Annotated in this window: 25 protein-coding genes, 1 tRNA gene and 1 pseudogene; 17 read left to right on the top strand and 10 right to left on the bottom strand. The window is 68.3% G+C overall.

Annotated features, from left to right (window positions below):
* Window positions 1–38: 38 nt before the first annotated feature.
* A complete protein-coding gene (locus tag P1N55_RS15755; RefSeq protein ID WP_276276463.1) occupies window positions 39–560 on the bottom strand; it encodes an archaemetzincin family Zn-dependent metalloprotease in 522 nt (173 codons plus the stop codon).
* Between the two features lie 39 nt (window positions 561–599).
* On the opposite strand from P1N55_RS15755, the gene P1N55_RS15750 reads away from it, so the two are divergent.
* From P1N55_RS15750 to P1N55_RS15725, 6 genes are all read left to right on the top strand, one after another.
* Window positions 600–1,010, top strand: coding sequence for a UPF0146 family protein (locus P1N55_RS15750; RefSeq protein ID WP_276276462.1), 411 nt, complete (start codon window positions 600–602; stop codon window positions 1,008–1,010).
* Window positions 1,011–1,029: 19 nt separating this feature from the next.
* A complete protein-coding gene (locus P1N55_RS15745; protein WP_276276461.1) occupies window positions 1,030–1,896 on the top strand; it encodes a TIGR01548 family HAD-type hydrolase in 867 nt (288 codons plus the stop codon).
* A 42-nt stretch (window positions 1,897–1,938) separates the two neighbouring features.
* Window positions 1,939–2,328 (top strand): hypothetical protein, encoded by a 390-nt coding sequence (locus tag P1N55_RS15740; protein ID WP_276276460.1) that lies wholly within the window; start codon window positions 1,939–1,941, stop codon window positions 2,326–2,328.
* A 54-nt stretch (window positions 2,329–2,382) separates the two neighbouring features.
* Entirely contained in the window at window positions 2,383–3,048 is a 666-nt protein-coding gene (gene npdG / locus P1N55_RS15735) for an NADPH-dependent F420 reductase (protein WP_276276459.1), read from the top strand.
* 47 nt (window positions 3,049–3,095) lie between these two features.
* A tRNA-Val gene (locus P1N55_RS15730) sits at window positions 3,096–3,169 on the top strand.
* 273 nt (window positions 3,170–3,442) lie between these two features.
* On the top strand, window positions 3,443–4,666 hold the full coding sequence (locus P1N55_RS15725) for a CBS domain-containing protein (protein ID WP_276276458.1): 1,224 nt from the start codon (window positions 3,443–3,445) through the stop codon (window positions 4,664–4,666).
* 22 nt (window positions 4,667–4,688) lie between these two features.
* Here P1N55_RS15725 and P1N55_RS15720 read toward each other — a convergent pair whose 3' ends face one another.
* Together P1N55_RS15720 and P1N55_RS15715 are read right to left on the bottom strand one after the other, a co-directional pair.
* Window positions 4,689–5,558, bottom strand: coding sequence for a universal stress protein (locus P1N55_RS15720; protein ID WP_276276457.1), 870 nt, complete (start codon window positions 5,556–5,558; stop codon window positions 4,689–4,691).
* Window positions 5,559–5,566: 8 nt separating this feature from the next.
* Window positions 5,567–5,986: a universal stress protein gene (locus P1N55_RS15715; protein ID WP_276276456.1), complete on the bottom strand. Its 420-nt coding sequence runs from the start codon at window positions 5,984–5,986 to the stop codon at window positions 5,567–5,569.
* Between the two features lie 155 nt (window positions 5,987–6,141).
* On the opposite strand from P1N55_RS15715, the gene P1N55_RS15710 reads away from it, so the two are divergent.
* Window positions 6,142–6,291 carry a DUF7557 family protein gene (locus tag P1N55_RS15710; RefSeq protein WP_276276455.1) on the top strand — a complete coding sequence of 50 codons (150 nt, stop codon included), beginning with the start codon at window positions 6,142–6,144 and terminating at the stop codon, window positions 6,289–6,291.
* A 45-nt stretch (window positions 6,292–6,336) separates the two neighbouring features.
* Here the strand turns inward: P1N55_RS15710 and P1N55_RS15705 are convergent, their stop codons facing one another.
* A complete protein-coding gene (locus tag P1N55_RS15705) occupies window positions 6,337–6,864 on the bottom strand; it encodes a DUF6789 family protein (protein ID WP_276276454.1) in 528 nt (175 codons plus the stop codon).
* 115 nt (window positions 6,865–6,979) lie between these two features.
* Between P1N55_RS15705 and coxB the strand changes: the two genes are divergently transcribed.
* The 4 genes and pseudogenes from coxB to P1N55_RS15690 all read left to right on the top strand — a co-directional run bounded on the left by coxB (window position 6,980) and on the right by P1N55_RS15690 (window position 10,596).
* Entirely contained in the window at window positions 6,980–7,768 is a 789-nt protein-coding gene (coxB, locus tag P1N55_RS15700; protein ID WP_276276453.1) for a cytochrome c oxidase subunit II, read from the top strand.
* A pseudogene (locus P1N55_RS20045) lies at window positions 7,765–9,142 on the top strand (cytochrome c oxidase subunit I); the annotation flags it as partial. The gene coxB and the pseudogene P1N55_RS20045, both read left to right, overlap by 4 nt.
* A gap of 72 nt (window positions 9,143–9,214) precedes the next feature.
* Entirely contained in the window at window positions 9,215–10,327 is a 1,113-nt protein-coding gene (locus P1N55_RS20040) for a cytochrome c oxidase subunit 3 (protein ID WP_407067200.1), read from the top strand.
* 2 nt (window positions 10,328–10,329) lie between these two features.
* On the top strand, window positions 10,330–10,596 hold the full coding sequence (locus P1N55_RS15690) for a cytochrome C oxidase subunit IV family protein (protein WP_276276452.1): 267 nt from the start codon (window positions 10,330–10,332) through the stop codon (window positions 10,594–10,596).
* A 231-nt stretch (window positions 10,597–10,827) separates the two neighbouring features.
* Here the strand turns inward: P1N55_RS15690 and P1N55_RS15685 are convergent, their stop codons facing one another.
* Entirely contained in the window at window positions 10,828–11,016 is a 189-nt protein-coding gene (locus P1N55_RS15685) for a hypothetical protein (RefSeq protein WP_276276451.1), read from the bottom strand.
* A gap of 17 nt (window positions 11,017–11,033) precedes the next feature.
* Here P1N55_RS15685 and P1N55_RS15680 point away from each other — a divergent pair, with 17 nt between their 5' ends.
* The 3 genes from P1N55_RS15680 (at window position 11,034) to P1N55_RS15670 (ending at window position 13,625) form a co-directional block, all read left to right on the top strand.
* Window positions 11,034–11,183, top strand: a complete 150-nt coding sequence (locus P1N55_RS15680) for a hypothetical protein (RefSeq protein ID WP_276276450.1) — start codon at window positions 11,034–11,036, stop codon at window positions 11,181–11,183.
* A gap of 384 nt (window positions 11,184–11,567) precedes the next feature.
* Window positions 11,568–12,968, top strand: a complete 1,401-nt coding sequence (locus P1N55_RS15675; protein ID WP_379689280.1) for an APC family permease — start codon at window positions 11,568–11,570, stop codon at window positions 12,966–12,968.
* Window positions 12,969–12,971: 3 nt separating this feature from the next.
* The gene (locus P1N55_RS15670; protein ID WP_276276448.1) at window positions 12,972–13,625 is read left to right on the top strand and encodes a potassium channel family protein; all 654 of its coding nucleotides are present in this window, start codon (window positions 12,972–12,974) and stop codon (window positions 13,623–13,625) included.
* Window position 13,626: 1 nt separating this feature from the next.
* On the opposite strand, the gene P1N55_RS15665 is transcribed toward P1N55_RS15670, so the two are convergent.
* From P1N55_RS15665 to trxA, 4 genes are all read right to left on the bottom strand, one after another.
* Window positions 13,627–14,535 carry an NAD(P)H-binding protein gene (locus P1N55_RS15665; RefSeq protein WP_276276447.1) on the bottom strand — a complete coding sequence of 303 codons (909 nt, stop codon included), beginning with the start codon at window positions 14,533–14,535 and terminating at the stop codon, window positions 13,627–13,629.
* 64 nt (window positions 14,536–14,599) lie between these two features.
* Window positions 14,600–16,516: an ABC transporter ATP-binding protein gene (locus P1N55_RS15660; protein WP_276276446.1), complete on the bottom strand. Its 1,917-nt coding sequence runs from the start codon at window positions 16,514–16,516 to the stop codon at window positions 14,600–14,602.
* 52 nt (window positions 16,517–16,568) lie between these two features.
* A complete protein-coding gene (locus tag P1N55_RS15655; protein ID WP_276276445.1) occupies window positions 16,569–17,162 on the bottom strand; it encodes a DUF192 domain-containing protein in 594 nt (197 codons plus the stop codon).
* Window positions 17,163–17,285: 123 nt separating this feature from the next.
* Window positions 17,286–17,552 carry a thioredoxin gene (gene trxA, locus P1N55_RS15650; protein WP_276276444.1) on the bottom strand — a complete coding sequence of 89 codons (267 nt, stop codon included), beginning with the start codon at window positions 17,550–17,552 and terminating at the stop codon, window positions 17,286–17,288.
* A 233-nt stretch (window positions 17,553–17,785) separates the two neighbouring features.
* Between trxA and P1N55_RS15645 the strand changes: the two genes are divergently transcribed.
* The 3 genes from P1N55_RS15645 to P1N55_RS15635 are packed head-to-tail and all read left to right on the top strand — an operon-like array spanning window position 17,786 to window position 19,758.
* Window positions 17,786–17,947, top strand: coding sequence for a preprotein translocase subunit Sec61beta (locus tag P1N55_RS15645; protein ID WP_346429980.1), 162 nt, complete (start codon window positions 17,786–17,788; stop codon window positions 17,945–17,947).
* Between the two features lie 39 nt (window positions 17,948–17,986).
* Window positions 17,987–18,361, top strand: coding sequence for a DUF7532 family protein (locus tag P1N55_RS15640; RefSeq protein WP_276276442.1), 375 nt, complete (start codon window positions 17,987–17,989; stop codon window positions 18,359–18,361).
* Window positions 18,358–19,758, top strand: coding sequence for a DUF402 domain-containing protein (locus tag P1N55_RS15635; RefSeq protein WP_276276441.1), 1,401 nt, complete (start codon window positions 18,358–18,360; stop codon window positions 19,756–19,758). Before P1N55_RS15640 ends, P1N55_RS15635 begins: the two co-directional genes overlap by 4 nt.
* A gap of 6 nt (window positions 19,759–19,764) precedes the next feature.
* Here the strand turns inward: P1N55_RS15635 and P1N55_RS15630 are convergent, their stop codons facing one another.
* Window positions 19,765–21,162 carry an LVIVD repeat-containing protein gene (locus P1N55_RS15630; protein ID WP_276276440.1) on the bottom strand — a complete coding sequence of 466 codons (1,398 nt, stop codon included), beginning with the start codon at window positions 21,160–21,162 and terminating at the stop codon, window positions 19,765–19,767.
* Window positions 21,163–21,233: the final 71 nt, after the last annotated feature.

Below are 21,233 nucleotides of genomic sequence, written 5' to 3'. Positions count from 1 at the left end.
TCAGGGTCACCTAACTCGTTAGGAATACTGCGGGCGGTTCAGAGGACGTCGCGCTGACAGGAGCCACAGAGCGACGCCTCCTTGACGTCGACCTGCCTGACCGTCGGGGAGAAGTTCATCACGCAGCGCTTGTTGTCACAGTGTTCGAGGCCGAGTGTGTGGCCGATCTCGTGGACGATCTCCTTGCGGACGCGGGCCGAGAAGATCTCGCCGGCAGAGCGGTTCGAGAACCCGCCGTCGGAGGAGGTCTGCAGGCGATAGGTCGAGATGACGCTCCCGGAACCACCCAGATACGCGAGGCCGAAGACGTAGTTGCGGCGGCGGTAGAACAGGTCCATCGGGGTGATGCCGATGTTCTTGTCGCCGGACCCGACCCGGCGGACGAGGTCTATCAGTTCTTCGGCGCGGTACTGGTCCCGGTCGGCGTCGTACGCACCCTTCGGGATCGACTGCGGTTCGTGCATGGAGACCTCGCAGTCGTAGACGGACCGCAACCCGTCCGAGGCCTCCCGCTTCACCTGGGCGGAGACCTCGCCCACGGGTACGATGTCGACGTGCATGGGAACCTATATGCGACGCCGTCTCATAAATATCCCGACGTGCAAGACCCGGAGACGGCACTCGTTTCTCGGCTGGAAGTTGCCGACAGAGTCGTCGAAGTCGGGGTGGGTGCGCGGCCCGGCGTCGCGGGGGACCTGGCCGCCGCGGGCGTGTCAGTGACGGCGACGGATATCGAGCCGCGACCGGTCCCCGAGGGCGTCCGGTTCGTCGTCGACGACGTGACCGACCCGGACCCGTCGGTGTACGCCGGGGCCGACGTCGTCTTCGCGCGGCACCTGCCGCCGGAACTACACCGGCCCGTCCGGGACGTCGCGCGGTCGGTCGGTGCGGCGTGCTGGTTCACGACGCTGGGCGGCGACCCCCCGACAGTGCGGGTCGAGACGGAGCAACTCCCCGGCGGCGTGACGCTGTACCGGGCGACCGGGAGAGATGGGAAGGTGCTTGAATGACCGGCGTGTTCCGCCAGGCATGGACGTAGATACGGTCGTCCTCGACATCGACGGCGTGCTCGTGGACGTGGCCGACTCCTACCGGCGGGCCATCATCGAATCCGTCGACCGGGTGTACGGCGACACCATCGAGCGGGCCGACATCCAGCCGTTCAAGGACGCGGGCGGGTTCAACAACGACTGGGAACTGACCGACGCCGCGGCCCTGTTCGTCCTCGCCGGTCGCGAGGGCGACATCGGCACCGTGGCCGAGTTCACGGACGCCATCTCGGAACGCGGTGGCGGCCTGGACGCCGCGAAAGCCGTCGTCCGCGAGCGACTCGACGACGCGAGCGCCGACCGCGTGTTCGACGCGTGGGACAGCGAGCGCCTTCGAGACGTCTTTCAGGCCCTGTACCTCGGTTCCGACCTGTACCGCGACATCGAGGGCGGGGAGCCGCCGTTCGACGCGCCGGGGTACATCCACGACGAACCGAAGCTGGTCTCGGCCGAGACGCTGGCGACGCTCCAGTCGCGGTACAACGTGGGCGTCGTGACCGGACGGCCGGCCGCCGAGGCCGACATCGCGCTGGACCGGGTGAGCCTCGACATCCCCGACGACCACCGCTTCACGATGGACGACTGGGACGAGGGCAAGCCCCACCCCGCCGCACTGCTGACGCTGGCCGAGCGCTTCGACGCCGAGCAGGTGGCCTTCGCCGGCGACACGCTGGACGACATCCAGACCGCGATCAACGCCGACGCGGAGGACGACGAGCGAGTCTACTACGGCGTCGGCGTCCTGACTGGCGGCCTCACCGGGGAGGCGGGGCGAAAGAAGTACGTTTGGGCGGGGGCCAGCGCCGTCGTCGGCTCCGTCGAGGACCTGCCCGACCTGCTGGAGTGAGCGAAGCGGCAGGGATTTCTGCGGCGACGAACAGGTCGAGGTATGGGCCGGTTGGCGACGGTCGGGTGGTCGCTCCTGGTGAGCATCTGGGCCGGCATCGTCGGCGGTGCGGCCGTCTACCTCCCGAGCGTCGACGCCGCCCAGCTGTACACGGTCGGCTTCCAGCTGGTCGCCTGGCCGGTCACCTACTGGACGATTCGCGAGCACCCGGACGTCTTCGCGGACGCACACCGCCCGGGACGGCTGGCGATGTTCATCCTCGCGTGCTTCTTCACGACGGTGACCCTGGCGACGGTGGCCAACCTCGCGCTCGGCCACACCAGCATCGTCGGGATTGGCGGCCAGTTGGTCGCGTTCGCGGCCGGGCTGGGCGTCGCCCTCTACGTCGCGTACGGCGGCGGGTTCGACCGGGCCTGGGACACCTACACGTAGGCGATACCGGCCGGTCGCACAACGCTTATTCGCCGGACGCCCGACGCAGACGACATGGACATCGCGTTACTCGGCGGCACGGGCGACATCGGACAGGGACTGGCGCTGCGCTGGGCGGCCGACTCCAATCACACGGTCATCGTCGGCTCCCGGGATGCCGAGAAGGCCGAGACGATGGCCGAGGAGTACGAGACGGAACTCGACAGCCGCGGCCGCGAGGTGACCATCGAGGGACTCTCGAACGCCGCGGCCGCCGCCCGGGCCGACGTCGTCGTCACGGCCGTCCCGGCCTACCACCTCACGGACACCATCGAAGCGGTGGCGGACGAACTCGGCGACGCCATCCTCGTCTCGCCCGCCGTGGGCATGAAACGCGACGAGGACGGGTTCCACTACAACCGTCCCGGCGCCGGCAGCGTCACGGAACTCGCGGCCAACGCCGCGCCCGACGACATGCCCGTGGTCGGCGCGTTCCACAACCTCGCCGCGGGTCGACTGGCCAACCTCGACGCCGACCTGGACTGGGACACCGTCGTCGTCGGCGACGACGCCGACGCGAAAGCGACCGTCAGCGAACTCGCTGAAGCCATCGACGGCCTCCGGGCCCTCGACGCCGGCCCGCTCTCGAACGCCGCCGAGGTGGAGGCGGTCACGCCGCTGCTCATCAACGTCGCCCGCCACAACGAGAAGATGCACGACCTCGGCGTGAAGTTCTGGTAGTCCCAGAGAGAAAGCGTTATTCCCGCCCGTCGAAAACGACGGGATACGGGTCCGTGGTCTAGTTGGTTATGACGTGGCCTTTACAAGGCCGAGGTCGGTGGTTCGAATCCGCCCGGACCCACTTCTGACGCCGCCTGCGACGAGCGAAGCGAGGAGCCAGCGGCGTCTGTGTGGGTGACGAGGGTTCGAATCCTGGAAGACGAGCACAGCGAGTCTTCCTCCGGTTCGAATCCGTCCGACAGGACAGAGCCACGCCACCGTGGACCAATCAGGGGTCGAGCGGCCGGCCCCACCGACGGCTATTTGCGCCCGTGTGACGAAGTGTCATCTGAGGGCAACGATAGTTGCCACCGGTGTCGCACAGTCGTCGACCACAGCGGAACCACGCAAAGTCATGGACATCGAAGCAATCGTATCGGAAGACTACACCGAGTTCAGTCCCGAGACGCGCGTCTCGAAGCTCGTCGGGGCCTTCGACGACCCCACACTCAAGGGCGTCGTCGTCCGCGGCGAGGAGTTCGAAGGGGTCGTCACGCGCCGGCAGCTGGCGGGGTCTCACCACCCGCCGGGCGAGAAGGTCGGGTCGCTCGTCTGGCACGTCCCGCGACTCAGCCCCGACGAGGACGTTCGAACCGTCGCGCAGTTGATGATCGACAGCGACGTGCAGCTGCTCCCCGTGTTCGAGGGGGAGACGCTTTCGGGTATCGTCACCGTCGACGGGATTCTCGAGGCGGTGACACCGTACCTCGACGCGGTGACCGTCGGCGACGCCGCGACGTCGGAGCTGGTCACCGTCGCCCCGGAGACGACGATCGGCGAGGCGCTGCACGACTTCCGGGAGCACCGAATCACGCACCTCCCCGTCGTCGATGACGACGACGCCGTCGGCATCGTGAGCCTCTACGACGTGACCGACCTCACCGTCCGGGAGACGAGCCAGAGCCAGGGCGGGGACGCAAGCGGCCGCGACGCCTTCGGCGGGTCGCTGTCCGCGAGCGCCAGTCGGAGTCGGGGCGGCGGCTTCGGGGCGCGGGAAGGCGAACTCGAGCGCGTGCTCGATCTGCCAGTTCGGGACGTGATGGTCGCGCCGGTGCGGACCATCGGCCCGGACGCGACGCTCGACGTCGCCGTCGAGGGGATGTTCGAGGTCGGCGGGTCGTCGCTCGTGGTCACCGAGAACGGCCACCCGTACGGCATCGTCACCAAGACGGACGTCCTCGACGCGCTCACGTGGGAGGCGGGCGGCAACCGGGGCGTCCAGGTCTACGGGACCGACCTGCTCGACGACGTCCGCTACGAGGACATCGTCGAGATGGTCGACAAGTTCGACACCCTCGACGGGGAGATGTCGATACTCGAGGCGAAGATACACCTCCACGAGCACGACGAGAAACTGCGCGGGACGCCGCTGTTGCTGGCCCGCATCCGCCTGTACACCGACCGGGGGCACTACATGGCGTCCGGCGAGGGCTACGGTGCGAAACACGCGCTCAACGAGGCGCGGGACATCATGGAGCGGCGGATCCGCGACCGGAAGACCCACGGGCGCAGCAAGAAGCCACCGGGCGAGGAGTTCTGGGAGAAACGCTTCGGGTGGCTCCTCGAGGAGGCGGACTGACGGCGGAGACCTGGGGTAGCGGCTAGTCGTCCCTGGCGCCGGGGACGGCGAGCACCGGCGTCTCCGAGAGTCGGATGACGCGACTGGTGACGCTGCCCAGCAGGTACCGCTGGACGCCGGTCCGCCCGTGGGTACCCATCGCGATACAGCCGACGTCGTGTTCGTCTGCGTAGTCCGTGATGGCTCGGTAGGGCGTTCCCCGGGTTACCGTCGTCTCGACGTCGAGGCCGGCGTCTTCGGCCTCTGCGCGGAGTTCTGCGAGGAGGTCGGCCCCGGCCTCTTCGAGCGAGTCGAGGAACCCGACGGCCCCGATGTCGCCGTAGACCGTCGCGGGGTCGACCACGTGGAGCAGGTGGAGCGTCGCACCGGTCAGGTCAGCCAGGTCGATGGCGTGGTCGACGGCGGCGCGGGCACAGTCGCTGCCGTCCGTGGGGACCAGTATCGAGGGGAAGGACGGGTCGAGCACCGAGTCCGCGTGGACGGTGAGCACGGGGACGGGGGCGTCGCGGACGGTCCGTTCGGCGACGCTCCCGAAGACGAGGCGGTCGACCCCGCTCCGGCCGTGCGTGCCCATCACGAGGCAGTCGACGTCGTGGCGCCGGGCGTAGGTGACCAGCGCCTCGTGGACCGAACTCCCCGCCTCGACGATGGCCGTCTCCACTGAGAGGCCACGCTCGGTCGCGTCGCGCTCGACGTCGCGTATCGCCGCCTGGGCACCAGTCGCGAGCGTGCTCGCGTCGTCGTCGTCCGCTCCCGGCGGGAGTTCCCCGAGTTCGTTGACGTGGACGACGTGGACCGTGGCCTCGAACCGTGCAGCGAGTCCCAGGGCCGCCTCGGCTGCGGCCGCGGCGACGTCGCCGCCGTCCGTCGGCACCAGAATCTGGTCGTACATCGGGAGAGTCAGGACTCCGCTTCGACGACGACCACTTCGTAGTCGCCCCCGTTCCGTATCTTCTGCCCGACACCGGAGAAGTGCCTGTCGTGGTCGCCGTGTTCGCCGACCACGATGACGTCCGCGTCGACTTCGTCGGCGTACGCCACGATGGTCTCGTGGGGGACGCCGTGTCTCGTTTCGCCCTCGACCCGGACGGCGCGCCCGTCGGCCATCTGGGTGACCTCGTTGACGGTGACGACGGCGTGATCCTCGGCGTATATCGTCGCCAGTTCGGCGGAGCTGAGTGCGGGGTCGTCGAACTTCTGTCTGTCGACCACACAGATGACGTGCAACGCGCTGTCGCGTTCCTCCGCCAGGTCGATCGCCCGGTCCGCGGCCTTGCGTGCGTACTCGCTCCCGTCGGTGGCAAGGAGGATACTGCCCATACCACACATACACTGTGGAATGAATTAACTGTTCCCCGAAACGAACCGGCTGGAGCGGTCACGGTGCCGTCGGCGTCCCGCAACCCGACTAGTGGCCGGTTATTTGACCTTCCGCTGCCTACGTACCAGGTGCGGGAACAGTGTTCCCGGTTGCCATGACCTACACGCTCGAAATCAGCGACGACCTGCGAGAACGGCTCGAGAGCCATCTGGAAGAAGACGAGACCTACGAGGAGTTCATCACCGAGCTGGTGGCGATGTACGAGACGGAGGGTGCGTTTCTCCAGGAAGGCTACTCGGAGTGACCAGGGCGGGCGGGGCCGTTCCGGGCCGCCGTCGGCCCGACCCGGTCAGACGATAGAGTCCGGGCGCGTCATGAAGTAGTTGAAGACGATGCCGAGGCCCAGGCCGTAGACGACGTGGGCGACCAGCGTCAGGACGACATACAGGACCAGCGAGAGCCCCGACTGGCCCGTGTAGAACGCCAGGACGAACCCCGTCCACATCGCGACCCCGAAGAAGGCTCCGCTCGTGGGGTCGGACCGTCCGGGGAGGTACGCCTTCAGGGACGCAAAGAGGAGCGGCCAGGGGAACATCCCGCCGCCGAGGAAGATGATGTAGCCGAACAGTATCTCGGGGACGAGCCCGTCCAGGCCGACCAGTTCCGTCAGGATGGCGAACGCGGACCGGTCGAAGGCGCCGACGGACTCGGCGACCAGGAAGACGACGCTCATCATCGCCGTCCCGACGAGGCCGCCCGCGGCCCCGACGACGCCGTCACCGATGATCCCGGCCAGGTTGTCGAACTCGTTGTCCTCGCCCACTGCCGACTCCTCGTTCACGGGCCGGTCGTCGACGCCGGAAGTCGTATCTGCCATGGTGTGGTATTCCATACCAGTGGACAAAAAAGTTCGCGCGCCGACATGCCGGGAGGATATATGTCGGCACCCTGTCCACAATGACTAATAGGTACTGGTTTGAACGCTTACCACGATGCCGAGTGACACGATAGCACACGCCGTGGGGGTCCCGCTCCACGGGGGCGACGTCAGGGCGCCGGCGGACGTTTTCAACAGTATCTTCGAGGTGTTCCTCGTCCTCGGGACGGTCGTGGGCATCGTCGTGGTGGCGTACACGATGTACCACGCCATCAAGTATCGGGACTCCGGGAGCACGGACGACCCGTACGCGGACACGGTCGAACGGCCCCAGCTGGGCGAGAAGCCCACCGGGGGGACGGGCGGACGGAAGGTGTTCTACTCGTTCGGAATCAGCGCCGTCATCGTCGTCTCGCTCATCGCGTGGACGTACACGACGCTGCTGTACATCGAGAACGGGCCCGACGAGTCACAGGCGGCCATCGACGCCATCGAGATAGAGGTCGAGGGGTTCCAGTTCGGGTGGAACTTCGTCTACCCCAACGGACACGAGACGAACTCGCTGGTCGTGCCCCAGGATCGGGTGATAAAATTACAGGTGACATCCCTGGACGTGTTCCACAACTTCGGGATACCGGAGTTGCGCGTCAAGACCGACGCACTCCCGGGCCAGTACACCAGCGCCTGGTTCACGGCCAGCGAGACCGGCGAGTACACCGCCAAGTGCTACGAGCTGTGCGGGACCGGGCACTCGCTGATGGTCACCTCGGTCGAGGTCGTCCCCCAGTCGGAGTACGACGAGTGGTACGCGGACACGCAGTCGAGCGGTAACGGAACCAGCGGGAACGTGACGGCAGCTATCGACGCCGGAGCGACAACTGCGGTCGGAGGTGCCCCGGCATGAGCCACGACCACGAACACGGCCTACCGCCGAAGTCCTCCATCAGTCGCTGGTTCCTCACGACCAACCACAAGGACATCGGCATCCTCTATCTCATCACCGCGCTCTTCTTCCTCGTCTTTGGCGGCATCCTGGCGCTTCTCTTCCGTCTCGAACTGCTGTCTCCCGGAGCGGACCTGCTGGGCCAGATGGGCTACAACCAGGCCGTCTCGACCCACGGCCTGCTGATGGTGTTCTGGTTCATCTCGCCCTTTGCCTTCGGCTTTGCCAACTACCTCGTCCCTACAGATCGGGGCCGACGACCTCGCCTTTCCGCGCCTGAACGCGCTGTCGTACTGGCTCTACCTGTTCTCGGGGATCCTGGTCGGCGTCTCCTTCTTCCAGGGGTCGACGTTCGCCGGCGGGTGGACGATGTACGCGCCGCTGAACACGCCGGCCTACATCCCGGGTGAGGGGCTGGGCGCGACGTCGGTCGTCCTGGCGCTCATCATGTTCACCGCCGCGGTGACGATGGGGTCGGTGAACTTCCTGACGACGATGTACCGCATGCGCGCCGAGGGTCTGCGGATGCGCGACATCCCCATCTTCTCGCTGTCGATCAACCTCACCGTCTGGATGATGCTGTTTGCCTTCGCGGCGCTTTTGGCCGCGCTGATGATACTGGCCTCCGACCACGTCATCGGGACGACCTACTTCCAGTTCGCCAACGACGGGTCGACGCTCGGGACCAGCGCCGAGAACCCCGGCGCGTCGTTGCTCTGGGCCCACCTATTCTGGTTCTTCGGCCATCCGGAGGTCTACATCGTCTTCTTCCCGGCACTGGGCGCGATGGCCGAGATCTTCCAGACGTTCACCGGCCGCCGCCTGGTCGGCCGCAAGTGGTTCATCATCTCGATGGTGCTCGTGGCCATCCAGTCCTTCATCGTCTGGATGCACCACATGTTCCTGACGGGCATCAACCTGCCAATCAAGACCATCTTCATGGCGACGACCATCGGCATCTCGCTACCCTTCGACCTGATGGTCTTCTCGCTCATCTACACGATGGCGAAGGGGCGGGTCCGGTTCAAGACGCCGTTCCTCTTCTCGCTCGGCGCCCTGCTCCTGTTCATCCTCGGGGGCATCACCGGCGTGTTCCTCGGGGCCATCGTGCTGGACTATCAGTTCCGGGGGACCTACTGGGTGGTCGCGCACTTCCACTACGTGATGTTCGGGGGCGCGACGGCGCTCATCGGGGGCCTCTACTACTGGTACCCCAAGATGACCGGGAAGATGTACGACGAGTTCCTCGGGAAGGTCCACTTCGCGACCTTCTTCGTCGGGTTCAACCTCCTGTACTTCCCGATGTTCATCGCCTGGGAGACCCCGCGGCGGGTCTTCGAGTACCCCGCGGACCTGCAGATATGGCACAATCTCTCGACGGTCGGCGGGTTCATCCTCGGGGCGAGCATGCTCGTCATGTTCTACAACCTCTTTGTCAGCATCTGGCGCGGCGAAGACGCCGGTGAGAGCCCCTGGAAGTACGCCAGCACCGCCGAGTGGGCCGTCGGCTCGCCCCCGAAACTCGAGAACTTCCCCGGACTCCCGTCGTACGCGAGCGGGTCCCTCGAGTTCCTCGACGACGAGGAGGTCGCCGAGCGGACCGGGAAACCGCCCGGTGCCGGCGTCGCCGCGGACGGTGGCACCGCCTCGGACGGCGGGACCGCCAGGAACATCAGGGCGGTGACCGCTCCCGCAACGCCGACGGCGGCGGCCCACGAGACAGGCGGCGAGGGGCACGCCAGCCACGCGAGCTTCTGGCCGTTCCTCGTGAGCCTCGGGGGCTTCATCGCGTTCCTGGGCCTCTCGGGCGTCCGGACCGGCAGCCCCGTCTACGTCGGCATGGCGGCCGTCGGCGGCCTGGCCACCGTCGGGTCGCTGGTCGGCATGACGCGCGAGTCGTTCCACGCCCCGGAGATGGCCATCGCCGAACGGTGGCCCTTCGAGGGTGTCGAGAAGATGAAACTCGGGATGTGGACGTTCCTCGCGAGCGACGTGGTCCTCTTCGGTGGGTTCATCGGGTCCTACGCCTTCGTCCGGGTGGCCTACGGCTGGTCGGACTGGCACCACGACCTCATCCCCGCCGAACACGTGACGATGCCGGGACTGATCAACACCTACCTGCTGCTCACGTCGAGTTTCCTCGTCGTGCTGGCGATGGTGGCCGCGAAACGCGAGTGGCGCGGGGCGACGACAGCCTCGCTGGCTGGCACCTTCGCGCTCGGGGTCGGCTTCCTCGTCAACAAGGGCATCGAGTGGAACCACCTGTTCCACATCCACAGCGAGATGTTCCCGAACGGCTGGACCCTCTCGACGAACATCGGGTCGTCGACGTTCTACCTGACGACCGGGCTCCACGGGGCCCACGTCGTCGTCGGGCTCGTCATCTGTGGATACATGACCATCCGCGCCTGGAACGGGGCGTACCAGGGCGACGACAAGCCGATAGAGTACTTCGGGCTCTACTGGCACTTCGTCGACATCGTCTGGCTGTTCCTGTTCCCGCTGTTTTACATCCTGTGACCATGGACTGGAAAGGCTACACCCTGATATACGTCGTACTGTTCGTGTTCGCGACCATCCAGGCTGTCGTGGAGTTCGTCGGCCTCGTCGACAGCGCGTACTGGCTGGCGTTCGGCATTATCATGGTGCTGTCGGTCGTCAAGGCCGTCGGCGTCGCCGCGTACTACCAGCACCTCATCTCCGAGCCGCGGTCGGTCACCTACATGATACTGGGCGGGACGCTCGGTGCCATCGCGCTGACGGGCGCGGCGGCGTACTCCATCGTCTGAGAGGCTGCGCCCGGCGAGAACCGCCGACGGGGACGAGGCAGCGAACCACGCACTCGATGGCGTTCTCCTCCCGTTCGAGCTGGAGCTTGCCGAGGTCCCGCAGGTCGGGGTCGTCGTCGACGTGGAGAATCGAGAGCTGACTGGTCCCGCTCATCCTTGCACAGTCGGACGGCAGCGACACGTCAATGCACGATGCCAACTGTGTTACACAGACGACGGAGCGTGTCGGCGCTACGGGAGGAGGAGCCTGACAGTTATCGCGACCAGGAAGAGCGTCCCGGCGACCGTCGCCGACTCGGCGGCCGCGAGGGAGCTCGGGTGGCCTCGACGCTTCGCCGAGATATAGACGCCAAAGAGGAGATATCCCACGAGCACCATCCCCCCCGCCGGCGGCGAGGGCCGGGCCGGCGAGACCGCCACTCCCGTCGGGCGCGGAGATGAGCGCCACCACGCCGACGACGAAACCCACGACGAGCAGCGTGAACGCGACGACCCACGCCGACGTGTTGCCGGCCAAGCGGGCGAGCGTGTTCTCCCGCCGGACGCCCGGCGACCACCCCCCGCTGGAGACGGCCGGTGAGTACTGATACCACCCGCGGGCTCGGCCGAGCCACAGCAACACGCCGACCACGAGCAGGCCCATCACTCCCGTACTCGCCAGATACGCCGTTGTCATGTCATGCAATTACATGACACTCCGTAATAACCGTTTATCCGCCCGGGACGCCGTCGCCTGAAGGTACCGACGATTCTCGGCTCGTGCCAATCACCCGAATTAAAAGTGGGGACGGGCGGATGGTGCCGGTGATGCGCGAGAGTCCGTCCGGAGACGGGAGAACCGCGAGCCGGCCCCGACCCTGTCCGTGTCGGCCAGGGCTGCGGGCCCGACAGACGGCGAATCACGCACGGAGGCGAGGGTGAGCCAGCGGGACCGCTCGCCGGAGGCCGACCTGGGACTGCTCGACGCGACGATGATCGGCATGGGCGCGATGATCGGCGCCGGCATCTTCGTGCTCACGGGCCTGGCCGCCGAGATAGCCGGGCCCGCGGCGATTCTCGTCTTCGCGCTCAACGGCGTCGTCACGGCCTTCACCGGGCTGTCGTACGCCGAACTGGCGGCGTCGATCCCCAAGAGCGGCGGCGGGTACGCCTTCGTCCGCGAAGTGTTCGCCGACCTGCCCTCGTTCCTGATGGGCTGGATGCTCTGGTTCGCCTACATGATCGCCGGTGCGCTGTACGCGCTGGGCTTCGCCCCGAACTTCCTCGAACTGCTGCATGTCTACGGCCTCGTCCCGCCGCCGGAGGCCGTCGGCGCGATCGCACTGCCCGTCGTCGACCTGGCGCTGCCCGCCGCGTTCCTGCTCGCGTTCCTGGCGGTGCTCGGCCTGGTGTCGCTGAACGCCGTCTCGACGGCCGCCAGCGGGAGCCTGGAGACGGTCTTTACCATCGTCAAGGTGAGCATCCTCGTGGTGTTCGTCGCCTTCGGCGTCGCCTCGCCGATGTTCTCGACAGCGGAGTTCCAGCCTCTGTTCCCCGAGGGAGGGGGCGCGCTGGCTATCCTCCCGGCGATGGGGCTGACGTTCATCGCCTTCGAGGGGTACGACCTCATCACCACCGTCACCGAGGAGGTCGAGAACCCTCGGGAGAACATCCCGAAGGCCATCTTCGTGAGCCTCGCGGCCACGGTGGTCGTCTACCTCGCGGTGGTCACCGTCGCCGTCGGCACCCTCGGCGCACAGGGACTCGCCGAGGCCGGCGAGGCCGGCATCGCACAGGCCGCGACGTCGTTCATGCCGACCGGCATCCCGATCATCCAGAACGGCGGCGCGATCATCGTCTTCGGCGCGGTGTTCTCGACGCTGACGGCGCTGAACGCCGTCGTCATCGCCTCCTCGCGGGTCGCCTTCTCGATGGGGCGCGAGGGACAGCTGCTGCCCTCGTTCGGGCAGATCCACCACCGCTACGGGACGCCGTTCGTGGCCATCGTCGCCTCGGCGGTGGTGATGCTCGGGTCGGTCGTCTTGCCCACCCAGAGCGCCGGCAACATGTCGAGTCTCTTCTTCCTGCTCTCCTTTATCGTCGTCAACGGCTCGGTCATCAAGCTGCGCCGGGAGCGCCCCGACATGAACCGACCCTACGAGATGCCGTTCTACCCGGCACCACCGATCATCGGCATCGTGTTGAACCTCGTGTTGACCGTCGTGCTGATCGAGTTCCTCGTGCGGACCGACCCGCTGGCACTGGCGCTCAGCGCCGCGTGGATCGGGCTGGGGGTGGTGTCGTATCTCGCACTGAATCACCTACGAACGGACCCGGACGCCGCCGAGGGGACGGCGGCCGGCGACGAGCAGGTTCCCCTGGAGGACGACTGAATCATGGTAAGCAAACTGGACGTCATCGTCGCGGGCGGCGGCCGTGTCGGCTTCGAAACAGCGACCATCCTCGACGACCGGGGCCACGACGTCACCGTCGTCGAACGCGACCAGGAGCGGGCCGACGCCGTCTCCGACCAGTACGTCGCGACGGTGGTCACCGGCGACGCCTCGAACCCCGAGATACTCGAGCAGGCCGGCGTCGAGGACGCCGACGCCATCGCCGGCCTGACCGGTCAGGCGGGGCTGAACCTCGCCGTCTGCATGGAAGCCAAAGAGATAGCGCCGGGCATCCGGACCGTCGCGCGCATCGACACCCGGGCCAAGGAGTCCTACACCCGGTTCGTCGACACCGTCCTGTTCCCCGAACTGGCGGGGGCCCGGAACGCCGCGAACGAGATAATCGGCAGCGACGTCGAGACGCTCGCGGACGTCACGGGCACGCTCGACATCATGCAGATTCGCGTCGCCGAGGGCGCGCCGGCCGCCGGCCGGAAACTCTCCGAGGTCCGGTTCCCGGCCGGGACGCTGGTCGTCTCCGACGACGACGGCAACCGCATCGCCCGGCCGGAGACGACCCTCGACGCCGGCAAGCGCTACGTCGTCGCCGTCGAACCGGACGTCGCCGACGAGGTGATGAACCTCATGCGCGGGTGACTCAGGCCTCGACCGGCCGGCGCTCGGGCCGGTCGCGCGCCGTGCCGGCCAGCCGGACCGCCTCCCGGAAGGGCGTCGTCGCGACGGACACGTACGACTCGATGCTGTCGTCGGTGACCACGACCGGGTTCTGGAGGCCGTCGACCAGCGGCTTGGCGACGCTGGTGGGGACGTCGGTGACCAGCCTGAGCCAGCGAGCCGACAGCCCCGGCGAGAGGACCGGGACGGGGACGATGACCGGGCGCCGGCCGAACAGGATCTCGGCCGTCTGGACCAGGATCGTCTCGTAGGTCAGCACGTCCGGACCGCCGATTTCGAACGTCCGGCCGGCGGTCTCGGGGGTCTCGAGCACGCCCACGAGGTAGGCGACGACGTCGTCGACGTAGATGGGCTGGCAGTCGGTCCGGACCCAGCTCGGGGTGACCATCACCGGGAGCCGCTCAGCGAGCTGGCGGATGACCTGAAAGCTCGCGGACTCGTCGCCGATGATGATGGCCGCCCGGAGCACCGTGAGGGCGGCCGCGCCGGTGTCGAGCAGGCGCTCGACCTCGCGCCGCGACCGCAGGTGATCGGAGAGGTCGTCCTCCTCGCGGCCCAGGCCGCCGAGGTAGACGATGCGGTCGATGCCCGCCGCGTCGACGGCCGCGACGAAGTTCCGGGCCGCACGCCGGTCGCGCTCCTCGAAGTCCTCGCCCGCCCCCATCGAGTGGATGAGGTAGTAAGCGGCGTCGACCGTCGGGAGCGTCAGGTCCGGGTCGAGCACGTCGCCCTGGACCACCTCGACGCCCGCCGGCGCGTCGTATGTCGCCGGGTCCCGGACGAGCGCGACCACCTCGTGGCCCGCCTCGCACAGCGCCGGGACGAGGTGACTTCCGACGAACCCTGTCGCTCCGGTGACGAGGACGCGCATACAGACCTGTGAGACCCCAGACGCTTTAATCACAGCCCTGACTGAGGGTGTCGACGAGGGCCGCTCAGTCGTCGGCGTCCGTCCGCGCGCGGCGCCGAATCGCCCGCTGGACGAAGTCGTCCGGCAGTTCGTCTATCTCGCCTGCCTGGACCGCCCAGAGATTGGCGTAGAGGCCGTTCTCCGCGAGCAGCGCCTCGTGGGTGCCCCGCTCGACGACCCGGCCGTCCTCCAGGACGAGGATGACGTCGGCGTCCTTGATCGTCGAGAGGCGGTGGGCGATGGCGAAGGTGGTCCGGTCGGCGGTGAGTTCCGACAGGGAGCGCTGGATGAGCAGTTCCGTCTCGGTGTCCACGTCGCTCGTGGCCTCGTCCAGTACGAGGACGTCGGGGTCTTTCAGCATCGCGCGGGCGATGGCGATGCGCTGGCGCTGGCCGCCCGAGAGTTTGACCCCGCGCTCGCCGACCATCGTGTCGTAGCCGTCCGGCAGGTTCTGGATGAACTGGTGGGCCTCGGCGGCCTCCGCGGCCGCACGGATCTCGGCGTCGCTGGCGTCGAACGTGCCGTAGGCGATGTTCTCCCGGACGCTCCCGTAGAAGAGGAACGTCTCCTGGCTGACGTAGCCGATGGCCTGGCGGACGCTCGGGATGGTCACGTCGCGGACGTCCTGGCCGTCGATGCGCACCGCGCCCTCGTCGACGTCGTACATCCGCAACAGGAGCTTCAGCAGGGTCGACTTGCCCGCGCCCGTGGGCCCGACCAGTGCCACCGTCTCGCCGCCCTCGACCTCGAAGGTCACGTCCTCGACGACGGGGTCGTCGCCGTAGCCGAAGGTGACGTCGTCGTACTCGACGGCGCCCTCGGTGACGCGAAGCGGGGCGGCATCGGCGGCCTCCTCGAGTCGCCCCGGCGTGTCCATCAGGCCGAAGACCCGCTCGGCGGAGGCGTACGCGCGCTGGTACATGTTGATGATCTGCCCGAACTGCGCCATCGGCCAGACGAACCGCTGGGTGTAGATGATGAACGCGACGAACTGCCCCGGACTGAGCGTCGTCGTCAGTGGGCCCGGCGGGCGGCCCAGCACCATCAGGCCGCCGACGACGAACGTGACGACGAAGCCCAGCCCCGAGACAAGCCGCAGGCCCGGGAAGAAGGTGATGCGCGTCTCGATGGCGTCCCAGTTGGCGTCGAGGTACTCCTGCGAGCTGTCCTCGACCCGGTCGGCCTCGTAGGGTTCGGTGTTGGCCGTCTTGATGATCTGGATGCCGCTGAGGTTGTTCTCCAGCCGGGAGTTGAGGCTCCCGACCGACGAGCGGACGTCGGCGTACTTTGGCTGGATGGTCTCGATGAACCGCTTGGTGAACACGGCGATGATGGGGACCGGCAGCAGCGCTACGAGCGCGAGTTGCCAGTTCATCACGAACAGGTAGGCGGCGATGCCGACGACCATGATGACCAGCCGCGAGGTGGAGTTCAGGCCGTCGTTGAGGAACTTCTCCAGGCGGTTGACGTCGTTCGAGAGCACCGACATCATCTCGCCGGTCTGCTTGTCGGCGAAGAAGTCCATGTTGAGCCGCTGCATCGTCTCGTAGGTGTCGGTCCGCACGGCGTGCTGGACGTGCTGGGCGAATCTGTTCCAGCCCCAGTTGCGACTCCAGTGGAACAGGGCGCCGAAGGCGAAGGTGGCGGCGATGATGCCCGTCGTCAGGAACAGCTGGCCGACCGGGTCGGTGGGGAGCCACGCGTCGGGGACGAGCCAGAGGGAGAAGGCCGTCTCGTCCTGGATGACGGCGTCGATGGCCACCGCGAGCAGCAACGGCGGCAGCAGGTCCAGCATCCGGGCGAAGACCGAACTGACGAGGCCGACGACGAACGCGACGCGCTGCCCCTCGCCGTACTGCGTGAACAGCCGGAGCATCGGACGCTCGGCGCGCTCGCGCGCCTCCTCGAAGACGTCGTCGTCGGACCCGGCGTCGATGTCCATTGGTCACAGGTTGGGCCGAACGCGCAAAAGGCCGTCGGGGACGCGACCGCGGTCACCGGGCGGCGTCGGGAAGTTCGACCCGGTCGCCGACGGTGACGCCGGTCCGGTTGGCCCACCCGCGGTTGACCTCGAGGACGTACAGCCCCCGTCCCTCGTAGCGTTCGAGGTCGGAGTTGCTCGTCCCCTCGGGGGGCAGCGACGCGTGGTGGATGGTGGTGATGGTCCCGTTCGCGGATATGAAGAGGATGTCGAGCTCGAAGGACATGTTCCGCATCACGTAGGCGTGGCGCCCCGCCTCGTCGTGGACGAACAGCATCCCCTCGTCGGGCCCCATCGACTCGGTCTCGCTGAGGCCGACGTAGCGCTGCTGGAAGGTGTCGGCGATGCGCACCTCCACCGTCGCGAGCACCGGCCCGGCCGGGTCGTTGCGCACGGCGACGGTCGTCCCGGCGGCCTCGGGCGTCGACGTGGCCGTCCGGGTCGGCGCGTCGCCGGTCGCGTCGGTCCCCTCACGGACCGTCACGGTCCCCTCCTCGTACTCGCCGACGCCGAGCAGGCTCACCCACAGGCCGGACTGGAGGACGACGACGGCGAGGACGAGCGCGACGGCGGCCGCGACGACGACCGCGAGCGCACGGCGTTCCATGCTCGACCGATAGGTCGGGCCGTGGGTAACGCTGTCGGTGTCGGGGAAACCGCCGGCCGGCGAGCGACCACCGTAGCGGTCACCGCCGACGCTGGTCGCGAACTGCGTCGGAAAACAGCCGTCTCAGGCGCTCGCCTGCTGCAGTGCCGCCTCGATGTCGTCGGCCTGTGTCACGCCGACGAACCGCTCGACGATGCCGTCGTCGTTCTCGATGATGAGCGTCGGCAGCGACCGGACCTGATATTCGTTGGCGATGTCCTGCTCCTCGTCGACGTCGATCTTCTCGAACTCGACGTCACCCCATTCCTCCTCGAGCTCCTCGAGAATCGGGTCCTGCGTCTTGCACGGACCACACCAGTCGGCGTAGAAGTCCATGAGTGTAACCGTCATTGTACTCTCCCCATCGTTGTCCGTGAAATCAGATAAGGGTTATCAATGTGTGTTGACTCCTCACAACCCCGGATACAGGGGAAATAGCGGACAGAAGTTGGCGTCCAGTCGGTTCTACGGCGGAAAGCCGACGGAATTCGCGGGACAAGGGCCGTCCAGCGCTCGTCCGGAACGCCGGTCCCTGGAGTCACCCGGACAAAGGCGAAAGGCTTAGGCGGGCAGGGACGACAGAGATGACTATGAGCAGCAACAGCGGCGGACTGATGTCCAGTGCCGGACTCGTCCGGTACTTCGACGCCGAGGACACGAACACGATCCGCATCGACCCGCGAACCATCGTCGCGTTCGGCCTCCTCTTCGGAATCCTGATGCTCGTGCTGAACGCGATGGCCTGAATCAGCGACGTTTTCTTCCCGGGCCGTCGAACGTCGGCTATGCACTTCACACAGCGCGAACAGCAGGCGCTTCGCGAGGCCGGCGTCGCCCAGGAGACCATCGAGGCAGCGTCGGCGGCCGTCGTCGAGGCGACCGCGGACGCGGCCGGGGCCCTCGAGGCCTTCTTCGAGGGGCGCGAGACAGTCTACTCCGACATGGACCTCGCCCACAGTTCGAGCGACATCCAGGAACACACTGTCGCCTACCTGGACCTCTACACTCACGCCGACGACATCCGGGGCTACCTCCGGTTCGACTCGTGGGGCGTCCCGGTCGAGGGTGGTCGGGTACTGAGCGGCGACGTCGTCGAACTGTCGCTGGGTCCGACGGTCGACGCACGGATCCGCTTTGGCGCCACAGAGGACGCCGTATGACCGTCCGGGTCAGGGGCATCTACGCGACGGCGCTGACCCACCTGCTGACCGAGGCGGGCGTCGACGTGGTGCAGGCGTCGGAGCCGATACGGGAGCGGTTCGACGCCGACTTCGCGGCCGAACACGCCGCCGTCGCCCTCGAGACGACCGGCGACCAGCAAGGCGTCGGCGTCGTCGGCGACCCGGAGCGCGTCGAGACGGTCCTGGACCTGCTGGCCGACCTCGGCCGGGATACCCTGTGGTGGGACGCGCCGCTGCCAGCGGGTGCGGTGTACGCCGGCGAGGTGACCGAGACGCTCGGCAGTGGCGCCATCGTCGACTGTGGTGACGGCGAGGGCTTTCTCCCCTACGGGAACGCGGCGGACCGCGTCGAGACGGGCGACCGCCTGCGCGTCCAGGTCGTCGACGCCAGTGCCCCCTGGACGGACGGCCGACCGGTGCTCGACACCACGCTGGCCGTCCGCGGCGAGGTGCTGACGCTAACGCGTGGCCGCGCGAACACGACCACGGCGGGCGGCCCGGCGATGCTCGACGTCGTCGACGCCGACCCCCGGGATGGGTGGGGCGTCTCCTGGGAGGCCGCGAGCGACGACGCCGGGTTCGACGCGCTGGCCGGCGCACTCGAAGCGGCCAACGAGCGGGCCGCGGCCATCGACGCGGCACTCGAGGATGCAGAACCGCCCGAGGAGGCCGCGCCCGCCAGTTACGTCGACGGCGAGCGGACGGTCTGGGTGTGGTTCGGCCGCGAGAGCCGCTTCGCGCTGGACGAGCACCGGCGCGCGGTGACGACGACGATGGCCGGCCACCACCGCGTGAAGGCCGGCGACCGTGCCGCCAGCGCCGCCGTCGATTACGTCGAGGCCCTGTGTGTCGATCCCGGTGCCGGGACGGAGACGGACTTCCCCTTCGCCGTGACCGCCCGGCAGTTCGGCCCCCGCGAGGGCGACTCGCTGGGGATGGGCCACGGCAAGCCCGACGGCCGGCTCGTCACGCTAAGCAGCGGCGAGGTCCAGTCCGTCGACCCGGACGGAACGGTGACCATCGAGCGCGAGATGGGCGGCGGCGGGACCTACGACGGGCTGGGTACCCCGAAGGAGTCGGGGGACGTCGCCCGGACGACGCTCAAGGAGGGGCGCTGGTGGTACCCGACGACCTACCGGGGCAGCGACGGCGCCGCGAAGGGCACCTACGTCAACGTCTGTACGCCCGTCGAGATATTCCCCGACGTCGCCCGCTACGTCGACCTGCACGTCGACGTGGTCAAGTACCCCGACGGGTCGGTCGAGCGCGTCGACGACGACGAACTGGCGGCCGCCGTCGAGGCCGGGGACGTGCCGGCGGAACTCGCAAAGCGGGCGCGGAGCGTCGCGGCGGCCGTGGAGACCGCACTGCGATAGGCCGGGTCAGCGCCGGTGCCGCCAGGCCCACAGCGCGACCGCCGAGAGCGCCGCCCCGACACCGAAGCCCGCGCCGCCGGCGCCGGAGACGGCCGGGTCGTCGCCGGCCTGTGACTCGGCGGTCCCCGTCGTGGCATCGGTCCCCGGCGCGCCGTCCCGGGGCGGGTCCGAGAAGGTGTAGAGCCCCGGCTGGACGTCGACGCCGCCCAGCGCGTTCGTGCTGGTGGCGACGACTGTGTCCGCGCCCCGCTGGGCGGTCCAGAACGACGCGCGCCCGCTGTCGCGCCAGGCGAACACCTCGCGGGGGTTCGAGGGGGCCGAGACGTCGTGGACCGTGAGGCCGCCGAGGTACCACGAGGCGTAACACCGGCCGCCGACGAGTTCGAAGTTGTGGGCCGTCGTCAGGACGCCGTCGCGCGTCGAGTCGTCGGACGGCGGCGGGTCGATGGTCGCGAGCGATTGCGGGGCCGTCGGGTCGCTGACGTCGAAGAGCTCGATGCCGCTGGGCCCGCCGGCGCCGTCCTCCAGGCCGAACGTCTCGCTGCCCACCCCCAGGAGCGTCGCGTCCTCGTCGACGGTGACGTAGTGGTCGTTGCCGGGCGGGACGCGATTCTCGCGCCCGGGGTCGTCGACGGCCGCGAGCGCTCCCGGGTCGCGGCCCCGCACCTTCGAGACGAGTGTGGGTGCTGCGGGGTCGGTGACGTCGAGAATCCACGTCCCGGCGTCCCAGTGGGCCAGGTACGCCCGGCCGTCCTGGACGGTGACGTCGTGCAGCGAGCGCAGGCCCGGCGAGACGTCCCGCCAGCGCGCGTCGACGTCGAACAGCGACCACGTGCCGACCTCGCGCTCGCGCTCGGTGTCGACGACGACCAGCGGGTTCGCCGCCCGCCCGTTCGCGGTCAGGTACGCGAAGCGGCCGTCGAAGTCGCAGTTGTGGACGGTCGAGTCGAACTCGAAGGCGGCGACCTGTCGGGGATTCCGGCGGTCGCGCACGTCGAAGACCACGAGGCCGTGGGCGCCCTCGCTGGGGTGGGCCGGACCGACGACCAGCAGGCGAGAGCCGCTGACGGCGAGGTCCTGGACGCGCTGCATCGGGCCGTCGGCGCTGTCGGCCAGCAGGGCTGTCTGTGTGGCGAGACGCCGCGGGTCCGACGGCGACTCGATGTCGACGACGGCGAACCCGTCGCCGAGAGCGACGTACGCTGTGTGGCCGTCGGGGCTGACGACAGCCTCGTGGGCAGCGGGGAGGTCGAGGACCCCCAGGAGCCCGTCGCCAGTCGGCGTTCCCGGGGCCGGGTCGCCGGTGGCGTCGTCGGTGGGCGTCGGGTGGGCGGCGGCCACGCTGGCGAGGCCGACGCCGGCAGCGCCGACACCGAGATTGCGGAGGAAGGTCCGGCGGCGCATATCCGCGTTCGGGCCGGGACAGACAGAAGGCTTCCGGTGGTATCCGGCCGGCGGAAACCGCGACGATGAAC

Origin of the sequence: Haloarcula regularis, from assembly GCF_029338315.1 — an archaeon.
GTDB classification, from domain to species: domain Archaea; phylum Halobacteriota; class Halobacteria; order Halobacteriales; family Haloarculaceae; genus Haloarcula; species Haloarcula regularis.
The sequence above is the reverse complement of the archived record's forward strand: the minus strand, read 5'-3'. Positions and strand labels throughout refer to the sequence as shown.